This window comes from Halopseudomonas sp. 4NH20-0008, assembly GCF_057548395.1.
The window spans coordinates 1-20,781 of record NZ_BAAJMD010000006.1 but is presented as its reverse complement, the minus strand read 5'-3'; the positions used below and the strand labels follow the sequence as shown (position 1 = coordinate 20,781).

Sequence of the window (20,781 nt, the reverse complement as noted above, 5' to 3'; positions counted from 1 at the left end):
TGGCTAGCAGGCTGTTACTTGGCGGGACGGCCTGGGCGCGGTGCACCGTAAACCTGACCACTCTTGCCGTTGGGGATATGCTGAATTTGCCCGCCCGAAGCGAGAAAGGCATCAATCTGGTTGTCGATTGATTGGCTTGTAGCAACGGCAGCGTCTGCCTTGCGTTTGCTTGGAGCCGTTTTAGCGGTCATGGTCACCTGCCTGTTCAAAAAGTAGGCGACCTATACTACACGAACCGGCCTTCCTTGGCTATGTGAAAACCCCTGAAAGACTTGACATGCAGCTCATTCAGGGGCAGGCACTGCTGTTGAAAGAGTGGTCGCTTAATGCAGATGGCCACCGGCACCATGCGCATGCCCATGGGCGATCTCTTCTTCACTGGCTTCGCGTACAGACAGAATCTCGACCTCAAAGGTCAGTTCCTTGCCAGCCAGCGGGTGGTTGGTATCGACTTCAGCCTGACTCAAGCCGACCTTGACGATACTGACCTGACGCGGACCCTGCTCAGTCTCGATCACCGCGATCATGCCGGGTTTCCACTTCTTGGCGCCCTGCAGATGCTTGATCTGGACTTTCTGGACGGCATTGTCCTGACGCGGGCCGTAGGCCTTGTCCACGGGGAGGGTCACGCTGAAGCTGTCGCCGGCCTGACGCCCCTCAAGGGCCTCTACCAGGCCGTCAATCAAGCCCGCCTGGCCATGGAGATAGAGCACTGGATCATGCTGCCGGGAACTTTCGATTTCGCCTGTGGCATCGGACAGGGTGTAGTGAAACTGGACGACACTGTTCTTGCTGATCTGCATTGTTATTCGCTCAGGGGAAAATGACAGCGCGCATTATCCCGTGCATCGCCGGCATTTTCCATGGCGTATCGCTATTTCTCTCCCCAGAGCTCGGCCAGCCGATCATCTCGCCCGCAACGGCTGCGGTAGAAGTTATACCGCAGTGGGTTTTTCTGGTAGTAGTCCTGATGATAATCCTCGGCGGCATAGAACGGGGTCTGGGGCAGAACTTCAGTCACGATCTGGCCATCCAGTTTGCCCGATAACCTCAGATTGTCGAGCGATGCGCGAATGATCTGTTCCTGTTCCGGGTTGGCGTGAAACAAGGCGCTGCGGTATTGCCGACCGCTGTCACAGAACTGGGCATTCGGGGTCAGCGGATCAATGGTTGGCCAAAAGGCCTCGACCAGTTGACTGAAGCTGGTTTTATCCGGGTCGTAGAACACCGCTACTGCTTCTATATGATCGGTCGAGCCGGCTGAGACCTCGGGGTAATTAGCGCTGTCTGCGGTGCCGCCAATGTAGCCTGAGACGGTATCAAGCACGCCTGGTAGCTTGTCGAAGTCGGCCTCTGTACACCAGAAGCAGCCGCCGGCAAACACCGCCATGCTGCTGCCTTCCGGGCCGCTGGTAAGGGGTTCGTTGGCTTGGCTGGTCAGGCTCAGCAAGCAAGCGATTAAAAACAGCGTGATTTTTTGCATGATCAACTCCTGAGCTCTGGCAGGGCATCGGTTGCCGGTATAAAGCGCAGGGCCAGACCGTTGTTGCACCAGCGCTGCCCGGTCGGCGGCGGACCATCATTGAATACGTGGCCCTGGTGGCCGCCGCAGCGGGCGCAATGGTATTCGGTGCGCGGCCAGATCAGTTTGAAGTCCTGCTTGGTGCCCATGCTGCCTTCGATGGGTTGGGTAAAGCTTGGCCAGCCGGTGCCACTGTCGAACTTGTCCTCGCTGCGAAACAGCGGCAGATAACAGGCGGCGCAGATATAGCTGCCGGGGTCATAGACCTTGTCCAGCGGACTGCTGCCGGCGCGTTCGGTGGCTTCTTCGAACAGCACATTCCATGCTTCTGCCGAGACCTTGTCGCGCCAATGGCTGTGAGGAAGATCCAAAGGGGTAACGGTCATGCCAGTCTCATGTTCCATGGATTCGGCCAGGCTGAGTCTGCTCATGCCGGGCAACAAGGGAAGGGTGATCAGACCACTCAGCAGGGTTCTGCGTTTCATCGGGCGTAACCTCATTCAGTTCCAGTTTCAGACTAGGCCTCACGGGAAAAAGTGCACATGTTGTAGTCCGTCAATCGTTTCATAAGATGTCGTTATCGGTAGTAATAAGGGGCAGCACAGCCTGAACATAATCAGCTATTGTGTCTTTTCAGTACTGACAGGTACTTTGTGGCACGCTCGGACGCGTTGTTGGTGGCGCCAGACCACTTACTTGTACTGAGTAGTTACTCTAATATCAAAATATATAACAATTGTAGAGGTTCTAGCATGAACAGGGTTTTTCATCGCGCCGCACTCTTGCCATTGGCGCTGGCTGCTCTCTTCAGCAGCGTCTCACTCCAGGCTGAGACCGCCGAACTGAGTCAATACCGTATTTCAGAGCCTCGGTTGCAGATGCTTGGCGGCGCCATGCAGGCTCAGGTGGCAGAACAGAAGCTGGCTGGTATCTCAACACTGGTATGGCAGGACGGCGAGGTGATTCATCGCCAGAACGTCGGTTTCCAGAATGTGGAGAGTCATACACCTTTGGCAGATGACACGATTTACAAGATTTTCTCGCTGACCAAGCCGATCACCGGCACGGCCCTGTTGATGCTGTTTGAAGAGGGCAAGTTCAATCTGGATGACCCGGTAGGAAACTACTTGCCGGAAATGCGCGATTTGCGTGTTGAGCTGCCTGGCTTTCCCGACAAGGCGCTTGAAACCGAGCCAGCCAATCATCCGATCACCATTCGTGAGCTGATGACCCATACCGCTGGCTTCAGCTATGGGCGTTTTTCGCAGTCATACACCGACAGTCTGTATGTCAGTGAAGATATCCAGAATATCGATACCACACTGGCTGACATGATGACCAAACTGAGTCGTATTCCACTGCGGCAGCAGCCCGGCACGCAATGGCACTATAGTATCTCGGTGGATATCCAGGCGCGGCTGGTGGAAGTGCTGTCGGGCATGGCCTTTGATGAATTCCTGCAGCAGCGCATCTTTACCCCGCTGGGCATGGTCGATACCGGATTCTACGTGCCGGAAAGCAAACAGGACCGTTTTGCCCTGTCGTATACCCCCACTGAAAGTGGTCTTCAGCCATTTCCCAACGAAGGCTGGTTGAGCAAGCCGACCTTTTTGAATGGCGGTGGCGGCCTTGTATCGACCATGGACGACTACTTGCGTTTTGCCCGCATGCTGCTGAACGAAGGAGAGTTGGACGGCGTTCGTCTGCTCAAGCCTGAAACCGTGCAGATGATGCGCAGTGATCAGTTGCCAGAAGGCGTAGACGGTCCGAACTGGGCGCCAGGCAATACCTTTGGTCTGAATGTCGCGGTGGTGAATGATTCCGTTGCCGCCGAGCACCTGCCGGTTGATACCTACTGGTGGTGGGGTATCCATGGTCCCTGGATGTGGGTCGACCCCACCAATCAGATCATTACGCTGGGCATGATGCAGAACACCGACTATCGTCACTCACGAGTCGTGCACGGCACTGTCAGCCACATTCTCTATCGTCCCGCACCCTGATTTCCTGTTGTACCCGGTGGCAACCGCCACCGGGATCTGAAACCACTGCAATGAGAGAGCACCATGATTGGATACGTCACTATCGGTACCAATGACCTTGAGAAGTCGAAGGCGTTTTACCTGGAGTTGTTGTCAGATATGGGCGCCAAGGTTCTGCTGGATGTAGGGCGGTTGGCGATGATTGGCTCAGGCTTTGACAAGCCTATGTTGGCCGTCTGTTCGCCCTACAACGGTGAGCCTGCCAATCCCGGTAACGGCAACATGGTTGCTATTCCGGGTGCCTCGAAGGAGGCGGTAGATGCCCTGTACAAAAAGGCGTTGGGTCTGGGTGCCACCGATGATGGAGCACCGGGGCAGCGTATGCCAACTTTTTACGGTGCCTATGTGCGGGATGCCGACGGCAACAAGTTGGCCTTCTACTATCTGGGCTGATTGTCTCTGACAGGGTGCCGATACCTCAGCTTTCTTCCAGGGTATCGGTGTCCAGTACCTGCTCCAGCGGCAATTGTGCATGCACGTTGACGCTGCCTTGCGCGGCAAAGACCACCAGGTGGTCTGCAGCAATCCTGATACCCAGACTCTCGCCCACCTGATGGTCATCATGGCTGGGGAAAATCGACTCTAGAATGCTACCGGTAGGCAACTGCAGGCGGTACAAGGTAGTGGCGCCGAGAAAGGTTTTACCGGTTATGGTCGCGCGCAGGCTACTGTTGGCCTGACCAACAATATCGTCAGGCCGCAGCAGTACATCCACTGCACTGCCTGCGGGCAGTTGATAGGCACGGTTGCCGCGAATCACGCCCAACTCGGTCTGCACCGTATCCGGTGAAATCAACTGCCCGCGAATAAAGTAGCCCTGACCGATAAAGCTGGCGACAAAGGGTGTGGCCGGTTCATGGTAAAGGTTGTAAGGCGTATCCCACTGCTGCAGTTTGCCGTCACGCAGTACACCCACATGGTCGCTTACGGCAAAGGCTTCGTTCTGGTCATGGGTCACCAGCATGGCGCTGGTGCCGCGGTGTTTGAGAATATCGCGCACTTCAGCGGACAGGCGCCGACGTAGCTCACCATCCAGATTGGAGAAGGGCTCATCCAAAAGCAGCAGCTTGGGGTCCGGTGCCAGAGCGCGAGCCAGGGCAACGCGTTGCTGTTGCCCACCGGACAACTCGTGCGGATAGCGTTTACCGAGCTGGCCGAGCTTGACCATATCCAGCAGCTCTTCAACGATACGCTTGCGTTCAGGGTGTTTGCTGACGCCAAATGCCACGTTTTCCTGCACTGTCAGGTGAGGAAACAAGGCGTAATCCTGGAACACCATGCCAATCCGCCTTTGCTCGGGAGCAATGCGTTTGCCAGGAGCAGACAACTGGTCGCCCGCCAGGCGGATCTCACCTGCGGTAACCGGCTCAAAGCCGGCAATGGCGCGCAAGGTGGTGGTCTTGCCGCAACCGGACGGCCCCAGCAGGCAGCCTATGTCGCCACTGCGCAGGTGGATATCCAGCTGTGACACCACGGGATGGCCAGCGTAACCGCAGGCCAGTTGGTTCAGTTCCAGGATAATGCTGTTGGCGTCTGCCATCTCAGGGTATCCCCGGTCATAAATCAGCGGCTTGGTCATTCTGCCAGCAGGAATTCCACCAAGGCCTTTTGTGCATGGAGGCGGTTTTCGGCCTGGTCCCAGACGACGGTGCGCGGATCATCCATTAACTCGGCACTGACTTCCTCGCCACGGTGGGCGGGCAGGCAATGCATGAACAGTACCGACTCATCGGCCAGATCCAGCAGGGCTGGGGTGACCTGATAGGGCGCAAACCGCTTCAGGCGCGCTTCGGCTTCATCTTCCTGACCCATGGAGGCCCATACGTCGGTATTTACCAGGTGCGCACCGGCGACGGCTTCACGCGGGTCGCGCAGCAGGGTTACCCGGTCGCCAGCCTGTTCAAGAAAAGCCGCATCAGGCTCATAGCCTGCCGGGCAGGCAATGCGTAATTGAAAGTCAAACTGCACGGCCGCCTGAACAAAGGTGTTGCACATATTATTGCCATCACCGACCCAGGCCACGGTCTTGCCCTGAATGCTGCCGCGCAGCTCATGGAAGGTTTGCATGTCAGCCAACAGCTGGCAGGGGTGCAGGTCGTCACTCAGGCCGTTGATTACCGGTACCTTGGAGTAATGCGCAAAGGTCTCCAGGTCGGCATGATCAAAGGTGCGGATCATCACTGCATCGCACATGCTCGATAGCACGCGGGCGCTATCTTCAATCGGCTCACCACGGCCAAGCTGGGTGTCGCGCGGTGACAGGAAAATCGCCTGGCCACCCAGCTGGATCATGCCCGCCTCAAAGGAAACGCGGGTACGGGTCGATGCCTTTTCGAATATCATGGCCAGAACACGGTTTTTCAGCGGCTCATAGACGACGCCCTGGCGGTGCAGGGACTTCAGCTCAACGCCACGCTTGATCAGGCTGATCAATTGGCTGGGGGAGCAGTCCATCAATGAAAGAAAATGCCGTGCAGTCATGTTCACTACCTGAAAATGGCGGCCGTCCGGCGGCCGAAAACAGAAAACCCTATCGTGACCCGAAGGCCCGATACAAGCCATACCCCAAAAGAGAAGCAGCGATCTTATCGGTAAAATCCGTTGCAAGGCAAATAACCCTGTGCTTGACAGGGTTGCTCGTGCGGATTCAATCACTGAATGGCGGCGTATTCTGTCGCCTGTCCTCGCTTGTAGCAATGCACCCAGGGGCCTAAAGTGGGCTAATAATAATCCGTCCGAGTGCCTGTCATGCCGCAAACCCATTACCGTGCCTGCCACCTTTGTGAAGCCATTTGTGGTCTCACGATTGAAACCGAAGGTGAGCAGATCCTGTCCATTAAGGGTGACCCCGAGGATCATTTCAGTCGTGGCCACATTTGCCCCAAGGCTGTGGCCTTGCAGGATATCCAGAATGACCCCCAGCGCTTGCGCCGTCCGGTGCGTCGCGAAGGTAACAGCTGGGTGGAAATGGATTGGGATGAGGCCTTCGAGCTGGTCGCGTCGCGCTTTGCCGCCATCCAGGCCGAACATGGCCGCAATGCCATTGGCGTCTATATGGGCAACCCCAATGTGCACAACTATGGCTCCATGACCCACGGTAATTACTTTTTAGGACAGTTGCGCACCCGTCAGCGTTATTCAGCGACTTCGGTTGACCAGTTGCCGCACCATCTGGTGTCGCTGTGGTTGTACGGCCACATGCTGATGATCCCGATTCCGGATATCGACCATACCGACTTCTTCCTCATGCTCGGCGCCAATCCCCTGGCCTCCAACGGCAGCATCATGACCGTGCCGGATGTGGGTAAACGTATCAAGGAGCTCAAGGCCCGTGGTGGTCAGCTGGTGGTGGTTGATCCGCGCCGCAGTGAAACCGCCGAGGTCGCCAGCCAGCATCTGTCGATCAAGCCCGGTACCGATGCTGCGTTGTTGATCGGCCTGCTCAATACGTTGTTTGAAGAAAAGCTGACCCGCTCCAGCCCGGTGGCTGATGCGACCCTGGGCCTGGATCAGGTGCAAGCGTCGCTGGCACCCTTCAGTGTTGAATCCATGGCGGCCTTCTGCGGTATACCGGCAGCTCAGATACGCCAATTGGCCCGCGACTTTGCTGCCGCCGAGCGCGCAGTGTGCTACGGCCGCATGGGCGTTTCCGTACAGCGTTTCGGTACCCTGTGCCAGTGGCTGATTCAGATAATCAACCTGGTGACCGGTAATCTCGATCAGGTTGGCGGTGCGCTTTGCCCGCAGCCCGCATTCGATGTTGTCGGTAATGGTAGACCCGGTCATTTCAACGCGTGGCAGAGCCGCGTGTCTGGCTATCCCGAGTTCAACGGTGAGATACCCGTGGCGGCGCTGGCCGAGGAAATAATGACTCCCGGTGACGGGCAGATTCGTGCGCTCTTTACTTCTGCGGGTAACCCTGTGCTGTCGACACCCAACGGCCGGCAGTTGGACAAGGCGCTGGAGGGGCTGGAGTTCATGGTCAGTGTGGATTTGTACATCAACGAAACCACCCGGCATGCCGATGTAATCCTGCCGCCGACCAGTGCGCTGGAGCATGATCATTACGACATTACCTTCAACAACTTTGCAGTACGTAACGTCACCCGGATCAACTTGCCGGTTCTGCCCAAGCCGGAAGGCAGCCTGCATGACTGGGAGATCTTTGTCGGTCTGGGTCAGGCCTTTGCCCGTATTACCGGCCAGCCTGCCCGCGAGACCATGGCGCCGGAGCTGATGGTCGATGCCGCCATGCGCAAAGGCCCTTATGGTGACCGCCTGAGTCTGGCGGTACTCAAGGACAACCCGCACGGTATCGATCTTGGGCCGCTGCAGCCGAATCTGCTGACCCGCCTGAAAACCGCCAGCCAGAAAATCGAAGTAGCCCAGCCGATCATGTTTGACGATCTGCAGCGCTTTGCTGCCGAACTGCAGCAACCGGCCGCTGATGACAATCAACTGCTGCTGATCGGCCGTCGCCATGTGCGCAGCAACAACTCCTGGATGCACAACTACCAGCGTCTTGTGAAGGGCAAGCCACGCGATCAACTGCTGATGCATCCGGATGATCTTGCCAAGCGCGGCCTGCAGGATGGTCAGCAGGTGCTGGTCAGCTCGCGGGTTGGCGAGGTACGCGTGGTTGTCAGCGCCAGTGATGAAATGCGAGCAGGAGTGGTCAGCCTGCCCCACGGCTGGGGTCATAACCGACCCGGTATTGGTCAGGATGTCGCCCAGGCACACGCAGGTGAAAGTGCCAATGATCTGACTGATGAGCGCTTCCTCGATCCGGTGACCGGTAATGTGGCCTTGAACGGCGTGACGGTGGAGGTCAGGGCTGCCTCATAATTTCCGAGTGAATTGGTAGGTTGTTTTGCGTTAGAATGCCCGCATTGAATTGGGGTACCCCGCATTCGTATTGCCTGCCAACCGAGGAGCATCATGGATACTATCGATACCATTAAAGAACAGATCAGCAACAACCCGGTCCTGATCTACATGAAAGGCGCCCCGAATGCCCCGCAGTGTGGCTTCTCCGCCCGTGCAGTTCAGGCGCTGATGGCCTGCGGCGAAAAGTTTGCCTACGTGGATATCCTGCAGAACCCGGATATCCGTGCTGAACTTCCAGGCTATGCCAACTGGCCGACCTTTCCTCAACTGTGGATCGCAGGCGAACTGGTCGGCGGCAGCGACATCATTCTGGAGCTGCACGAATCCGGTGAGCTGCAGGGCATGATCAAGACTGCCGTCAACCCGGCCTGATCCGCATCAGCGTAAAAACCCGCCCAGGCGGGTTTTTTTATGCCTGCAGGGTTGCATGCGGATTGTGTAGGAGCGCGCTTGAGCGCGAAAAAACGGGTTGCAAGCAGGCCCAGACCAACCCCTTCGTGTTCAAGGCATGGCCGGCCGCCACGGTCCTACAGGGGGCGCGCAGGTTTTGTGTAGGAGCGCGCTTGAGCGCGAACAAAGCGGACTGCATGCTGGTTTTCTGAGGCAACGCACTTGAACACGACCAGCAGCGCGCGGTCCCCGGCATCAATGCTACAATGCCGGGAAATCCTGCCACGACCGACCGCAAAGAGACCTGCCCCTTGTTTAGCGAATTTGCCCTGCACGAACGCCTGCTTAAAGGCCTGGAAGCCCTGTCTTTCGAGACCCCGACCCCGGTCCAGTCGGCGGCCATTCCCCCGGCCATCGCAGGCGACGACCTGCATGTAATCGCCCAGACTGGCAGTGGCAAAACCGCCGCTTTTGTTCTGCCCCTGCTGCAGCGGCTGATCGAAGCCGAGGGCCAGCCCACCGCACCGCGCGCCCTGATCCTGCTGCCGACCCGCGAGTTGGCCCGGCAGATCATCAGTGAAGTGCAACTGTTCGCCAAGTTCACCTTTATCAAGGCTGAACTGATCACCGGTGGCGAAGATTTCAAGGTGCAATCGGCCAAGATGCGCAAGAATCCCGACATCATCGTCGCCACGCCGGGTCGGGCGCTCGAACATCTGGCCGCCAATAGCCTGGACTTGTCGGCCATTGAGGTGCTTGTACTGGATGAAGCCGACCGCATGCTGGATATGGGCTTCACTGAAGATGTCATGAAACTGGCCAATGCCTGTCCGGTAACCCGCCAGACCCTGCTGTTTTCCGCGACCAAGGGCAATGCTGCGCTGCAACGGGTCGTTGAACAGGTTCAGCGTACCCCGCGTCTGCTGCAGCTCAGCACCGTGCGTGACGACACCCCGGCAATTACCCAGCAGGTTATCCCAGTGGATGACCAGCCGCACAAGGAAGCCCTGCTCAAGTGGTTGTTGACCAACCAGAGCGAGGCCAAGGCCATTGTCTTTACCAACACCCGGATCATGGCAGACCGTCTGAATGGTGTGCTCAGGGCCATGGACATGCGCGTCTATGTGCTGCATGGGGAGAAGGATCAGAAGGACCGCAAGCTGGCGGTAGAGCGCTTCAAGCAAGGTGGCACCGGTGTGCTGGTGGCCACTGATGTGGCGGCACGGGGTCTGGATATCGAGGAACTTGATCTGGTGATCAACTTCGATATGCCGCGCAGTGGTGATGACTACCTGCACCGCATTGGCCGCACCGGCCGAGCCGGTGCCGAAGGTCTGGCCATTTCGCTGGTAGCACCGCATGAATGGAACCTGATGTGCAGCATCGAGCGCTATCTGCGCCGTCAGTTCGAGCGGCGTATCGTCAAGGAAGTCCCCAGCAGCTTTAAGGGGCCGAAGAAGGTCAAGGCCTCGGGCAAGCCGGTAGGTAGCAAAAAGAAGAAGGACGACAAGAAAAAGGACGGCAAGAACCGTCCAAAGTCAGCCAAGCCGGCCGCCAAGCGCAAACCGCCCCGCGCGCCCACCGGGCAGGTAGTCACCAGCTCGGACGGCCTGGCGCCACCAAAACGACGCAGTTAATCGTTTCTGTAGGAGAGCGCTTGAGCGCGAACAGGGCAGGTTGCAGGGAGGGCCAGGCAACCCCTTTCGCGGTCAAGGCCAGGCTGGCCGCCCCGGCCCTACAGGGACAGATTTTGTGTAGGAGCGCGCTTGAGCGCGAACAAGGCAGGCTACACGCAGTCTCAGATAAATCTCTTCGCGCTCAAGCGCGCTCCTACAAACCCCACCACAACCCTGTTGGACCGGGGCGGCCCTAACGGGAAGACTGCATCTTCAGCTCACGCCACCATTGAAACAGCATGATCAGCACCAGCCCGGCGATCACGCCGGCACTGTTGGCGTAGATATCGTGGATATCGGCCGAGCGGGTCGGGTGGAAGCTTTGTACATATTCCACCGCCACACCCACCGCAAACATCAGCCCGCCGCGCGCCCACCAGTACCATCTGGGGAAGGCCAGGAAGCTCAGTATCGTGCAACTGAACAGTCCTCCCGCGTGATAGAAATAGGCATGCCAACCTGCCGAGACCGGCGGTGGCGAGGGGCTCATGCCCAGATAAATACCAAGACCCAGCACGGCAAAGAACAGCAGCTTGAACAGCAGCCTGAAGCGCGCCCATTGGCGCAGAAGCGTGATCCACATATTAGCAGCAGTCCAAATCAGGTCTCAGGATAATCAACCACCCGCAGGTGGTTGATAGACAACGCGTCGGCCGCATTAATCCCTCAGCGTCCTGAATCCATCGTTGAATCTGTCCGTGTCTGCTGCGCTGGTCATGTCATAGAGCTGATAAAAACGGCTCAGACGTGCGCCACCATCTCGGGTCAGCGGGTTCCAGGCGATGGTGCCCTGGGAGGTGCTGGAGCGAGAGAAGAAGGCATCGAACGGGAAGGTAAAGTAAATACCCTTGTCAAAACTGCCTTCACCAAACTCTTCTGCTGAGACGTTGGTACGGGTAACCCAGGCGCCAATGGTCACACCGTTGGTAAAGCGTCGAGAGACATCCAGCGTTCCGCCATAATCGCCTGCCAGATAACGGCCAGCGCTACCTTTGAGCAAAATATTGTAGAACGGCAGGTGCGTATAGCCGGTCACGTGGCCGGTAAAGGTCTTGTAATCACGCAAGCTGAAGTCCTGACGAAAGCCCCGTTGCGCCACATAGTTGGCATCCACACCAATGGCCCAATCCTCTGCATGCGGACGGTAGAGCAACTCGGCACCGACCCCGCCAAACATACTTTCCAGGTAGCCGCCGTAGGCCATGGCATACAAGTCACGATCCAGTCGCTGGGTATAGGTATATTGCAGGTTTTCAAGAATCACATCAGAGCTGGTCAGGTACTCACGAATGCGCGTTCGGACGCGCGGCAGTTCACTGCTGCCTTCAAAACGGAACTTGTCGAAGTTATTGATCAGATTGACGGCCATGTTGCCGCGTACCCAGCTGTTTCGGGCAAAACGGTATTCGGCATTGGCGCGGGCCAAAAATTGATAAAGGATAAAACCGTCAGGACCACCGACATTCTGCTTGTAACCGAGTGACAACCCATAATCGAACGCATCGAGCGGCTGGTTATATACAACCTCGGCATCCAGCACGCTGGGCGTAGCGTTCACCGTTGAGCGGCGCATGGCCGTCATATCGGTGCGATTCTGTTCCAGCTCGCGCAGCCGCTCGGGACGAATGCTGGTCTCGCTCACGGCCATGCCGCGCGGCTTGTTGACCAGGGTATACCAGTCGTAACTGCCTTCGCCGGTGCTGTTATCCAGAATACGGCTGGCACGGCCGAGTCCCTGAGCTTCGTTGCGGAATGTCGTTTGTTCACCAGTCACAATCAGCTCGCGGTCCTTGACGCTGATGTGCTCAACCGCAAAGCCGGCGTTGTCCTGCAAGCGGGCGCTGACGTCGGCCCAGTCAACCTGGTTTCCGGACACACCGGTTGCCAGGGGACGGCGTGGCTCGGGTGCCGGGTCGAGTAACTTCGCAGGTCCGGTGTTTTTCAGGTTGGTATAAAAACTGATACCGAACATGGCTGTGTTACCACGCTGCCATGAGGCGGTCAGGTCAATACCGGGTCGTATTTGGTAGACCGCACCCACATTGAAGCGAGAGTCCTGGGCCTGATTATTGTTCTGTGGTTCGGACTGGTAGTCGTTACCGTCCAGTTCCAGTTTAAGACGCAGGGGGTCCCAGGGCGTCTGATATTCAACGCCACCAAAGATCGCCGGACGACCGCTGAAATAGGTATCAAAGCTGAAATCGCCGCCTGTGCCCTCGGTCTCGGTATTGCGTTCACGATAGTTGTCACTGAACACGCCCAATGGATTACCGAAGTCACCACGGTTGCCGATGTACCCCCAGGCTACACCCAGGCTGAAATCCAGGTCATGAAAGCGCTTGTTGGCGACTATAAACTCGCTGGAAAACAGACCTGTACCGGCCAGATCTCGAAAGCCCAGGGAAAGCTCTGGCAGCCAGTAGCTCTCGCGCAGCAAGCGAAATTTAACGTCAAAGGCCTTGTCCTTGAGGCTTTGATCACCACTGAAGGACTCATCACCGAAGTCGCGGTTGGTAATGGCGATATAGCGCAGGGAACCTTCCATCCAGGGCAAGGGTTGCACGCTGATGCTGTAGCGGCTGTAAGGTTCGGTGCGGTTGGCATTGAAGTACAGCATGCCTTCCTCGGCCATACGAGCGGTGGGGGTTTGCAAAAGGCCGACACCGCCAAAATCATGCTGGGTGACACGATAACGATCAGCCAGACTGATGGTTGGCCAGGCGCAGGCAATCAACACGGGCAGCAGGAGCAGGCGATAGGGTTGGCGCTCAGTCATCAAAGCGGCCTCCCAAGCGGTATTGCGTAGCCAGCATGGCAGCCATTTCCTTGTTCAGATCGGGTGTCTCATCGCTCAAATGCAGTGGATTGATCGGTACGTAGAGCACGGCGCCGACGGCAATACTGAGTGGCTCAGTGTTCCAGTAGCTCACGCCCACCGACTGCACCACCCCGTCAGGCTGGATTACATATAGATAGCTTGGGTCAGCCCGGTCATGCTGTGGGCACTGGCTTAGATAGTCACGGGGTTGAAGAGCGGCATCAAAGGCCAGCTCGCAGTCTGCAATAACAGCACCCATTACACGGACGTGATCAGGTCGGCGCGGGTACATCAGGGCGTCACCAGGCTCAAGCGAAGGATTATTGGCAAGCAGCAGCTGTTGGTAAGGGCTCATTTGTGTGACAACGCGGCCGGTTACCGGCATGGCGTCTACTTGCTGGTTAAGCCTTGCGAGTAGCTCGGCGAGTGACTGATCGTCACGGGCAAGCGCATGGACCTGATTGGCGCCCAGGTCGAACAGTACGCCGGCCTTGAGTCGTTGCTGAGGCTCAATGGCGCTTTGGCGCAGCAGGGCGGCACCAAGATACCAGGCGTCGGCGTTGACCTGTCCGGCCAGTGCGGCGTCACGCAGACGCGCGCCATCCTGCCATTGGTAGTTGCCGGGTGCGTTTACGGCGCCATCCACCAATACCGTGCCGACTTCGACTGATTGCGCCGCCAGCGGCGCGCACAGCAGCGCTGAAAGGGCCAGTCTTCGCAGGCTCATGGCTGGGCTCCATAGGGTTTCAGCAAGGTCAGGCGCAGCGGAGGCAGGTTCGGCGCAACGTGCTGCAGGCTGAGATAGACCATGCCGTTGTCTGGATCGACCCAATAGCGGTTCAGGGCGCGATAGCCAAGCACAGGGATCTCGATGTGTTCATCAATGCGTTGCAGTTGGCGCTTTTGCCCCATGATCTCAAGCGTCTCAAGCGGGCCGCGCTGGTAACGCGCTGTTTGCACCAGCCCCGTTTGATACAGGGCCGGATAATCCACCTGTCGGCTGACTTCAAGGCCATCGCTCAGCTTGTGCAGACCCGTTATGAAGGGATCATTTATCAACAGCGGTGCGAGTATGTCTGTAGGCAGCCCGGCGCTCTGTACAACGCGCCCAAAATCGGTGGTCAGATGCTCGTTGACGCCGGTCCAGCTGACGTAATTACCCTGCAGTCCGCCCAGCACCATCAGGGCGTCAGCCTGACCAAACTCAACCAGTAACGCGGGGCCTCTCACCGCATTAACATCGGCCACCGTGATGCTGGGCTCAAGCCCACCAATGGCCAGTCCCAGGGTTTCGAACGAGCTGTTTTGCATGGCTGTGCAGCCAGCCAGGCCGGCAGTCAGCAAACTGACTGCAGCCAAGTGCTTGAGCATTCTCACCAGGGCTGCCCTCAGTTGTTACGGTCGCGAATGTCATCCTCGACGAGCAGGGAGGTGCGGAACAGATTGGCAGAGGGGAATAGCTGGCTGATAAAGCGGTTCCAGCGGGTGATACCGGCTGCGCCGACAAAAACCACATCCTGGGGTTGCATCTCGAACTGATCAGCCAGAATAAAGGCCGAGGGCGAACGGACATTGAGCTGGAATACGGTGGCTTTCTCGTTTTCCAGATTGTCTACGCCGCGGATCACATACACTTCACGGCCACTGGAGGTTTCAGGTGACGGGCCGCCAACGGTACCCAGTACTTCGCTCAGGGTCATGCGACTGCTGCTGTAGGGCAGGGCGCGCGGCGTGCGCACTTCACCCATGACAAACACCTTGCGGGCATCGTTCAGGCCCAGGTGCAAGCTGTCACCGGCGCGCAGGTAGATCTTGCCAATGTCGCTGCTGGAGCTGGTCAGACGATCATAGTCCAGATTGTAGCTCACACCATCGCGGGTCAGAGTCAGGTTTGACAGGTCGGCTCGCACAGGGTCAATACCGGCCTGGCCCACAGCCTGCAGCAGGGTCAAGGGCTGGGCATTTACCGGAATAAAGCCGGGGGTGTTGAAGGCGCCGCTGACAATAATCTTCTGGCTGTTATATTCGATGACATTGACGTCAACCTGTGGCTTTTCAATAAAGCGCGCCAAGCGTTGGGCAATGATTTCACGCAGCTCTTCCAGGGTCAGGCCAGCGACCTGGACGTTGCCGATAAAGGGGTAGAACAGAGTACCGTCATCCCGAACCTGACGTGCATTGATCGCGTTGGTTTGTTGCGTGCCGCCGGGGATGGTCAGCTCCGGGTGGTCCCATACGGTAATGAACAGCGAATCATTCGGTCCGATACGGTAGTTTTCCGGGCTGTAATCCAGCAATGCCTGAGGAATGGCCGTGCGGGTTGCCACCGAGTTGTCCTGGGCAATCAGTTTCGGCGTGATCTGCACCATCTCGACCATGCTGTTTTCAGCGCTATCCTCGCTGATCATCGGGGTTGTATCCATGTGCATGCCGGGGGAGAGCATGCAGGCCTGAAGCAGCAGGGTGGTCGCGCCGAGGGCGAGGAGAGAGAGTCGTTTCATTTTTTGGATTCTTATAAGAGTGTGTTCAACAAAAAAGCCACCCTCAACCGAAGTTGAAGGGTGGCTTCTGACCCGCCGGACCAACAATCTGTCAGGGCGTGGTATTGGTGGCCGTGGAAGATCCGCTACCGCCGCCGCTGTCAGACGCTGCTGCCAAACCCAGACCCACTGCGGCTGCGCCCAGCGCAACACCGCCGTAACCACCCAAGTTGCCTTTCGGCTGGTCTTTGTTGGTATTGGAAACAGGCGTGCCATCAGCGTTAAGCAGCGGACCGGTAATAGGGCTTAATTCAGTCGCGGCAGCGAAACCCGAGGCGAGCAGCAATCCACTGGTCACCAATGCTAAAGCTTGTTTTCTCATCACGTGTCTCCTTTTGATACCGCGAAATATGATTCGATTATACGCAAGGTACCGGCCAATGGAACCCCTTAGGAGGCATTCCAGCTCTTGCGCAAGACCGTTGGTCATTTACCTTCGGACTTGTACTCATACTGATAATAGCCGTAATTTCCATAACCGTAGGCCGAAGCCTTCTTTTCTACTGCATTAAAGATCGCACCCTTGATTTCGACCCCATTGTTGCGGAAGCGTTGCAAGGCCACTTCGATCTCTTTTGCCGGGTTGCGGCCAAAGCGGGTGACCAGCATGCTGGTGCCTGCCAGGCGACCGACCAGCGCGGCATCGGTCACCGCCAAAATCGGCGGGGTATCGATGATGATCATGTCGTACATGCTCGACAACTGACTGAGCTGCTCTTCGAAGTTGGCGTGCATCAGCAATTCTGAGGGGTTTGGCGGAATCTGCCCGCGACTGATCATATGCAGATTGGGTACCTCGGTCTTGCTGATCACGTCAGCCAGGGTGAAGGTGCTGACCAGTAGGCCAGACAGGCCCGGCTCAGCGGCACGACCCATCAGTTTGTGCACGTAACCCTTGCGCATGTCTGCATCAATCAGCAGTACGCGCTTGCCGGTCTGGGCGACAATGGCGGCCAGGTTGGTCGAGACAAAGGACTTACCGACGCTGGGGCTGGGGCCCGAAATCATCAGAATGTTGTTCTTTGCTTCCATCATGGCAAAGTGCAGGCTGGTGCGCAGGCTGCGTAGCGATTCCACCGCCAGATCGGCGGGATTGTAGGCGGCCAGCAGGTTGGTGGGCTTGGCCGCTACAGACTTGCCCTTGAGGCTGCGTTCAATTGCCAGTTGATCCTTGCTGAAAGGAATCGAGGCATACACGGGCAAGCCCAGTTGCTCGATCAAATCAGGGTTTTCAATGCCCCGGTTCAAGGCATGCCGCAGCAGTGCCACGGCCACCCCGAGCATGCCGCCCAGCAGGGTTGCCAGAATCACAATCAGCGCTTTCTTCGGTTTGACCGGCAGACTGGTATCAACTGCCGCTTCATCAATAATGCGCACATTCCCCACGGTACCGGCACGGATGACATCCAGCTCCTGGGACTTGTTCAGCATTTGAGTATAGATTTCTGTGCTGACCTCAACATCACGGGCCAAACGTAGCAATTCCTGTTGGGTTTCTGGCAGATCGCCAACGCGATTGACCAGGCGGTTGCGTGACTCCTGTAACTGCGCGAGCTGAGAGATCAAGGCCTGATAGCTCGGGTGTTCACGGGTAAAGCGGCGTTCCAGCTCGGCCTGTCGCAATTGCTGCTCGGAGATCTGCGTATCCAGCTCGACAATCTGATCGAGCACCGCCTTGGTTTCAATGGTTATATCCACCGAGCCAGCTGCAGACTGATAGGTATTCAGTGCCGTTTCCGCCCGCTCCAGCTCACGCCGCACTTCGGGCAGCTGGGTACGCAGGAACTCAAGGCTTTGTTGGGCTTCAGCTGACTTGCGCTCGACGTTCTGACGCACATACAGGCGGCTGACTTCATTCAGCACGCGGCGCGCGTGCTCAGGATTTTCATGTTCGATGCTCAGGGCGAGAATCCCGGAGTCCCGGCCACGCTCGGCGGCAGAGAGTTCGCGTTGATAGCCGAGAATAACGCTGAGTTCGTTGCGTTTGGTCAGGATGAATTCCGTGCCTGGCCGCGCTTGCAGACTGGCAACTTGCAACTTGAAACCGGCCTGCTCAATGGCCTCGCCTACGGTGCCGCTGAGCAGCTTGTTGTCATCTTCGTTATACAGGCTGAATCGGCCGCTTTCTTCGCTGCGCAGGATCAGCTCTTTGCCCAGATACTGCTCCGGGACATCCAGTTGAAAGACCGACACCGAATCACCGCCCCAGGCAAAACTGCCAAAGCCCAGCCAGGCCGGGGCCACCGGTTGCTCGGCAGTCGGCTGCCAACGACGATAGAAGAATGAGCCAACCATCGGAAACAGCTTGGGTTCGGCGGTCACGTCCAGGTTCAGGTTGCTGACTGCCTGACCTATTACCCGGCGAGATTTCAGCAGCTCGATTTCAGTGACCGCAGCAGAGGTGCCGGCAAACAGCTCGCTATCGCCCATCAAGCTGCCAAGACCGGATGACTTCTTCTCGATCTGCACCACGGCCCCTGCCACGTAGATGGGCGTGGCCAGCAGGGCATAGGCAATGCCGACAATGGCAAAGGCGCCGGTAAAGGCGGCAATGATCCATTTATTGTCGATCAGGGCACCAAACAGGGCCAGCAGGTCAATCTCGTCGCTGGATCTGTCTGAAGCGGTGTTCGGCGTATTCTGCATTGGTGAGTGTCATCCAGTGGGTGAAGGTAGTTATTTGAGATAGGGCAACCAGGCCGTAGCAGCCCTATCAAGCAAACGGTAAACGTGATCAAAGGCCGGGCGTTGCTGGCGGAAAGGGTCAGGTATCTCAGTGTCTCCCAGCCATTTGCCAAACAACAGGGTCTTGCCCCGAGCTTGCGGCGCCATAGCGTGAATCGACTTCAGATGACGCTGCTCCATCACCAGAATCAAGTCCGCGCCGGCCAGCATCTCCGGGCTCAGTTGCCGCGCTGCATGGTCCGGCAGGCTCAGTCCGGCTTCAGCCATAACCAGAGCAGCAGTCTGATCCACAGGCTTGCCAACCAAGGCACCCAGGCCCGCAGAGCTTACCGCAATGCCGGAACCGGCCAGCTTGTGTTGTAACAACGCCTGGCCGGTTGGGCTGCGACAGATATTGCCAACACAAACAACCAGAATGGATTTGATCATGGTCCCTTTTTCAATGCCTGATCAGCTTGATTCGGCGGCAATAATACCGACGCCCCAGCATAAACTGTAGTTCTATTACTTTTATGACGTCAAAAAAGCGCATTCCCGCGTCAGATCCGTCCATTCAAGCCTGGCTTTGTGAGCAAGCTCACAGATTGAATGCAGCCTGCAGGGTTAGTCTGTTCTTTACCGCCTTGGCATCAAAGGTAGAGCGCGGCACTGACCGCAAGTTCAACCATCGAGCCAGGGCGCTCCACTTGACATCCGCGGCAAAGGACATGCCCATGAACAGCGATTACCCTCTCATTACCCACCATGGCGCGGCCAAGGGCGTGACCGGCTCCTGCCATCAATTGTGGCTGGATGCTGAAACCAGCCTGCTGGTCGATTGCGGTCTGTTTCAGGGCGCGGAAAGCTCGGGGCAGGGTGCCGATGCCCAGCATCTGGCCATAGAGTTCAGTCTCGATACGGTCAAGGCCTTGATCGCCACGCACGTCCATATCGATCACATTGGGCGACTGCCCTGGCTTATCGCGGCGGGCTTCGGCGGGCCAGTGTATTGCACCCAGCCCTCGGCCATGCTTATGCCAACCGTATTGGAGGATGCCTTTATGGTCGGCGTGCAGCGCGATGCACAACTGGCCGAACGCTTTATCCAGCGCGTACAGCCGATGCTCAGTGGGCACCCTTACGCCACCTGGGTGACCTTGATTGAACGTGCGGATTTGCGCTGTCGTATCCGCTTCCAGCGCGCCGGGCATATTCTGGGCTCGGCCTGGGTTGAGGTTGATGTGCAGTATCCCGCCGCCAAGCGCAGCCGGCGGATTGTGTTTTCCGGCGACCTGGGAGCGCCCCATGCGCCCATGCTGCCGGCGCCAAAATCGCCCTATCGTGCGGATGTGGTGGTTCTGGAAAGCACCTACGGTGATCGCTTGCATGAGGATCGCCGTACGCGGCGCCAGCGCCTGCAGAGGGTCCTGGAGCAGGCGCTGGCGGATGGCGGTACCGTGCTGATCCCGGCCTTCAGTATTGGTCGTACCCAGGAGTTGTTGTACGAACTGGAGGACATCATCAGCCGCGCCCGTGCACAGGACAAGGCTGACAGGTCGGCCTGGAGCAGCATCCCGGTGATACTTGATGCGCCCCTGGCGGCACGTTTTACGGCGCTCTATCGCCAACTCCAGCCCTATTGGAACGACGAAGCACTGCGGCGTGTTGCCAAGGGCCGCAAGCCGCTCGGGTTTGAGCAATTGCTGACGGTTGAAACCCACGCCCAGCATCAGGCCATGCTCAACCGGCTGGCCCATACGCGCCAGCCCGCCATTGTGATTACCGGTAACGGCATGTGCAGTGCCGGGCGCATCGTCAATTACCTCAAGGCCATGCTGGGTGACCCTCGGCACAACATCGTATTTGTCGGCTATCAGGCGCATGGCACCCCAGGGCATGCCATTCAGCAATACGGTCCGCGTGGTGGCTATGTTGAATTGGACGGCGAGCGCTATCCAATACGCGCTGGCGTACACCGGCTTGGCGGCTACTCAGCCCATGCCGATCAGGCCGGTCTGCTGCGTTTTGTCACCGGCATGCGGCACTGGCCGCAGGAGGTCAGGCTGGTACACGGCGACGCAGAGGCCAAAGCTGCCCTGGCTGCGCTGTTGAAACAGGCTGGTGAAAAACGGGGCAAGCCCATCAGCGTAACCGGGCTTTTGTAGGGCCGGGCCTTGAGCAGGAACAAGTCGACTCCAGGCAAACCCCTTCGCGGTCAAGCCCGCTCCTACAAAAAACTCGG

The 20,781-nt window shown here is 57.7% G+C and carries 20 protein-coding genes; 6 read left to right on the top strand and 14 right to left on the bottom strand.

The window, feature by feature from the left end:
* Positions 1-14: 14 nt before the first annotated feature.
* From AC27HQ_RS07540 to msrB, 4 genes are all read right to left on the bottom strand, one after another.
* Complete coding sequence (locus tag AC27HQ_RS07540) at positions 15-191, bottom strand: hypothetical protein (protein WP_487155540.1); 177 nt, start codon at positions 189-191, stop codon at positions 15-17.
* A 132-nt stretch (positions 192-323) separates the two neighbouring features.
* The gene (locus AC27HQ_RS07535; protein WP_487155539.1) at positions 324-803 is read right to left on the bottom strand and encodes an FKBP-type peptidyl-prolyl cis-trans isomerase; all 480 of its coding nucleotides are present in this window, start codon (positions 801-803) and stop codon (positions 324-326) included.
* Positions 804-874: 71 nt separating this feature from the next.
* On the bottom strand, positions 875-1,483 hold the full coding sequence (msrA, locus tag AC27HQ_RS07530) for a peptide-methionine (S)-S-oxide reductase MsrA (RefSeq protein WP_487155538.1): 609 nt from the start codon (positions 1,481-1,483) through the stop codon (positions 875-877).
* Positions 1,484-1,485: 2 nt separating this feature from the next.
* On the bottom strand, positions 1,486-2,007 hold the full coding sequence (gene msrB / locus AC27HQ_RS07525) for a peptide-methionine (R)-S-oxide reductase MsrB (RefSeq protein ID WP_487155537.1): 522 nt from the start codon (positions 2,005-2,007) through the stop codon (positions 1,486-1,488).
* A gap of 267 nt (positions 2,008-2,274) precedes the next feature.
* Here msrB and AC27HQ_RS07520 point away from each other — a divergent pair, with 267 nt between their 5' ends.
* Both AC27HQ_RS07520 and AC27HQ_RS07515 read left to right on the top strand, forming a co-directional pair.
* On the top strand, positions 2,275-3,525 hold the full coding sequence (locus AC27HQ_RS07520) for a serine hydrolase domain-containing protein (protein ID WP_487155536.1): 1,251 nt from the start codon (positions 2,275-2,277) through the stop codon (positions 3,523-3,525).
* Between the two features lie 63 nt (positions 3,526-3,588).
* Positions 3,589-3,957 carry a VOC family protein gene (locus AC27HQ_RS07515; RefSeq protein ID WP_487155535.1) on the top strand — a complete coding sequence of 123 codons (369 nt, stop codon included), beginning with the start codon at positions 3,589-3,591 and terminating at the stop codon, positions 3,955-3,957.
* 25 nt (positions 3,958-3,982) lie between these two features.
* On the opposite strand, the gene AC27HQ_RS07510 is transcribed toward AC27HQ_RS07515, so the two are convergent.
* Both AC27HQ_RS07510 and argF read right to left on the bottom strand, forming a co-directional pair.
* Entirely contained in the window at positions 3,983-5,104 is a 1,122-nt protein-coding gene (locus AC27HQ_RS07510) for an ABC transporter ATP-binding protein (protein ID WP_487155534.1), read from the bottom strand.
* Positions 5,105-5,139: 35 nt separating this feature from the next.
* The gene (argF, locus tag AC27HQ_RS07505) at positions 5,140-6,045 is read right to left on the bottom strand and encodes an ornithine carbamoyltransferase (RefSeq protein ID WP_487155533.1); all 906 of its coding nucleotides are present in this window, start codon (positions 6,043-6,045) and stop codon (positions 5,140-5,142) included.
* Positions 6,046-6,312: 267 nt separating this feature from the next.
* Between argF and AC27HQ_RS07500 the strand changes: the two genes are divergently transcribed.
* From AC27HQ_RS07500 to AC27HQ_RS07490, 3 genes are all read left to right on the top strand, one after another.
* Positions 6,313-8,409, top strand: coding sequence for a molybdopterin oxidoreductase family protein (locus AC27HQ_RS07500; protein ID WP_487155532.1), 2,097 nt, complete (start codon positions 6,313-6,315; stop codon positions 8,407-8,409).
* Between the two features lie 93 nt (positions 8,410-8,502).
* Positions 8,503-8,823 carry a Grx4 family monothiol glutaredoxin gene (gene grxD, locus AC27HQ_RS07495; RefSeq protein ID WP_487155531.1) on the top strand — a complete coding sequence of 107 codons (321 nt, stop codon included), beginning with the start codon at positions 8,503-8,505 and terminating at the stop codon, positions 8,821-8,823.
* Positions 8,824-9,152: 329 nt separating this feature from the next.
* Positions 9,153-10,478, top strand: a complete 1,326-nt coding sequence (locus AC27HQ_RS07490) for a DEAD/DEAH box helicase (RefSeq protein WP_487155530.1) — start codon at positions 9,153-9,155, stop codon at positions 10,476-10,478.
* Between the two features lie 232 nt (positions 10,479-10,710).
* Here AC27HQ_RS07490 and AC27HQ_RS07485 read toward each other — a convergent pair whose 3' ends face one another.
* The 8 genes from AC27HQ_RS07485 to AC27HQ_RS07450 form a co-directional block, all read right to left on the bottom strand.
* Entirely contained in the window at positions 10,711-11,100 is a 390-nt protein-coding gene (locus AC27HQ_RS07485) for a VanZ family protein (RefSeq protein WP_487155529.1), read from the bottom strand.
* Positions 11,101-11,175: 75 nt separating this feature from the next.
* Entirely contained in the window at positions 11,176-13,293 is a 2,118-nt protein-coding gene (locus AC27HQ_RS07480) for a YjbH domain-containing protein (protein WP_487155528.1), read from the bottom strand.
* A complete protein-coding gene (locus AC27HQ_RS07475; RefSeq protein WP_487155527.1) occupies positions 13,286-14,062 on the bottom strand; it encodes a capsule biosynthesis GfcC family protein in 777 nt (258 codons plus the stop codon). Before AC27HQ_RS07475 ends, AC27HQ_RS07480 begins: the two co-directional genes overlap by 8 nt.
* Positions 14,059-14,706: a YjbF family lipoprotein gene (locus AC27HQ_RS07470; protein ID WP_487155702.1), complete on the bottom strand. Its 648-nt coding sequence runs from the start codon at positions 14,704-14,706 to the stop codon at positions 14,059-14,061. The genes AC27HQ_RS07475 and AC27HQ_RS07470 overlap by 4 nt, the downstream gene beginning before the upstream one ends.
* A gap of 17 nt (positions 14,707-14,723) precedes the next feature.
* Entirely contained in the window at positions 14,724-15,836 is a 1,113-nt protein-coding gene (locus AC27HQ_RS07465) for a polysaccharide biosynthesis/export family protein (protein WP_487155526.1), read from the bottom strand.
* Between the two features lie 91 nt (positions 15,837-15,927).
* On the bottom strand, positions 15,928-16,197 hold the full coding sequence (locus AC27HQ_RS07460) for a hypothetical protein (RefSeq protein ID WP_487155525.1): 270 nt from the start codon (positions 16,195-16,197) through the stop codon (positions 15,928-15,930).
* Between the two features lie 104 nt (positions 16,198-16,301).
* On the bottom strand, positions 16,302-18,521 hold the full coding sequence (locus AC27HQ_RS07455) for a polysaccharide biosynthesis tyrosine autokinase (protein WP_487155524.1): 2,220 nt from the start codon (positions 18,519-18,521) through the stop codon (positions 16,302-16,304).
* A 30-nt stretch (positions 18,522-18,551) separates the two neighbouring features.
* Complete coding sequence (locus AC27HQ_RS07450) at positions 18,552-18,989, bottom strand: low molecular weight protein-tyrosine-phosphatase (RefSeq protein WP_487155523.1); 438 nt, start codon at positions 18,987-18,989, stop codon at positions 18,552-18,554.
* A gap of 284 nt (positions 18,990-19,273) precedes the next feature.
* Here AC27HQ_RS07450 and AC27HQ_RS07445 point away from each other — a divergent pair, with 284 nt between their 5' ends.
* The gene (locus AC27HQ_RS07445) at positions 19,274-20,704 is read left to right on the top strand and encodes an MBL fold metallo-hydrolase RNA specificity domain-containing protein (protein WP_487155522.1); all 1,431 of its coding nucleotides are present in this window, start codon (positions 19,274-19,276) and stop codon (positions 20,702-20,704) included.
* The last annotated feature ends 77 nt before the right edge of the window (positions 20,705-20,781 follow it).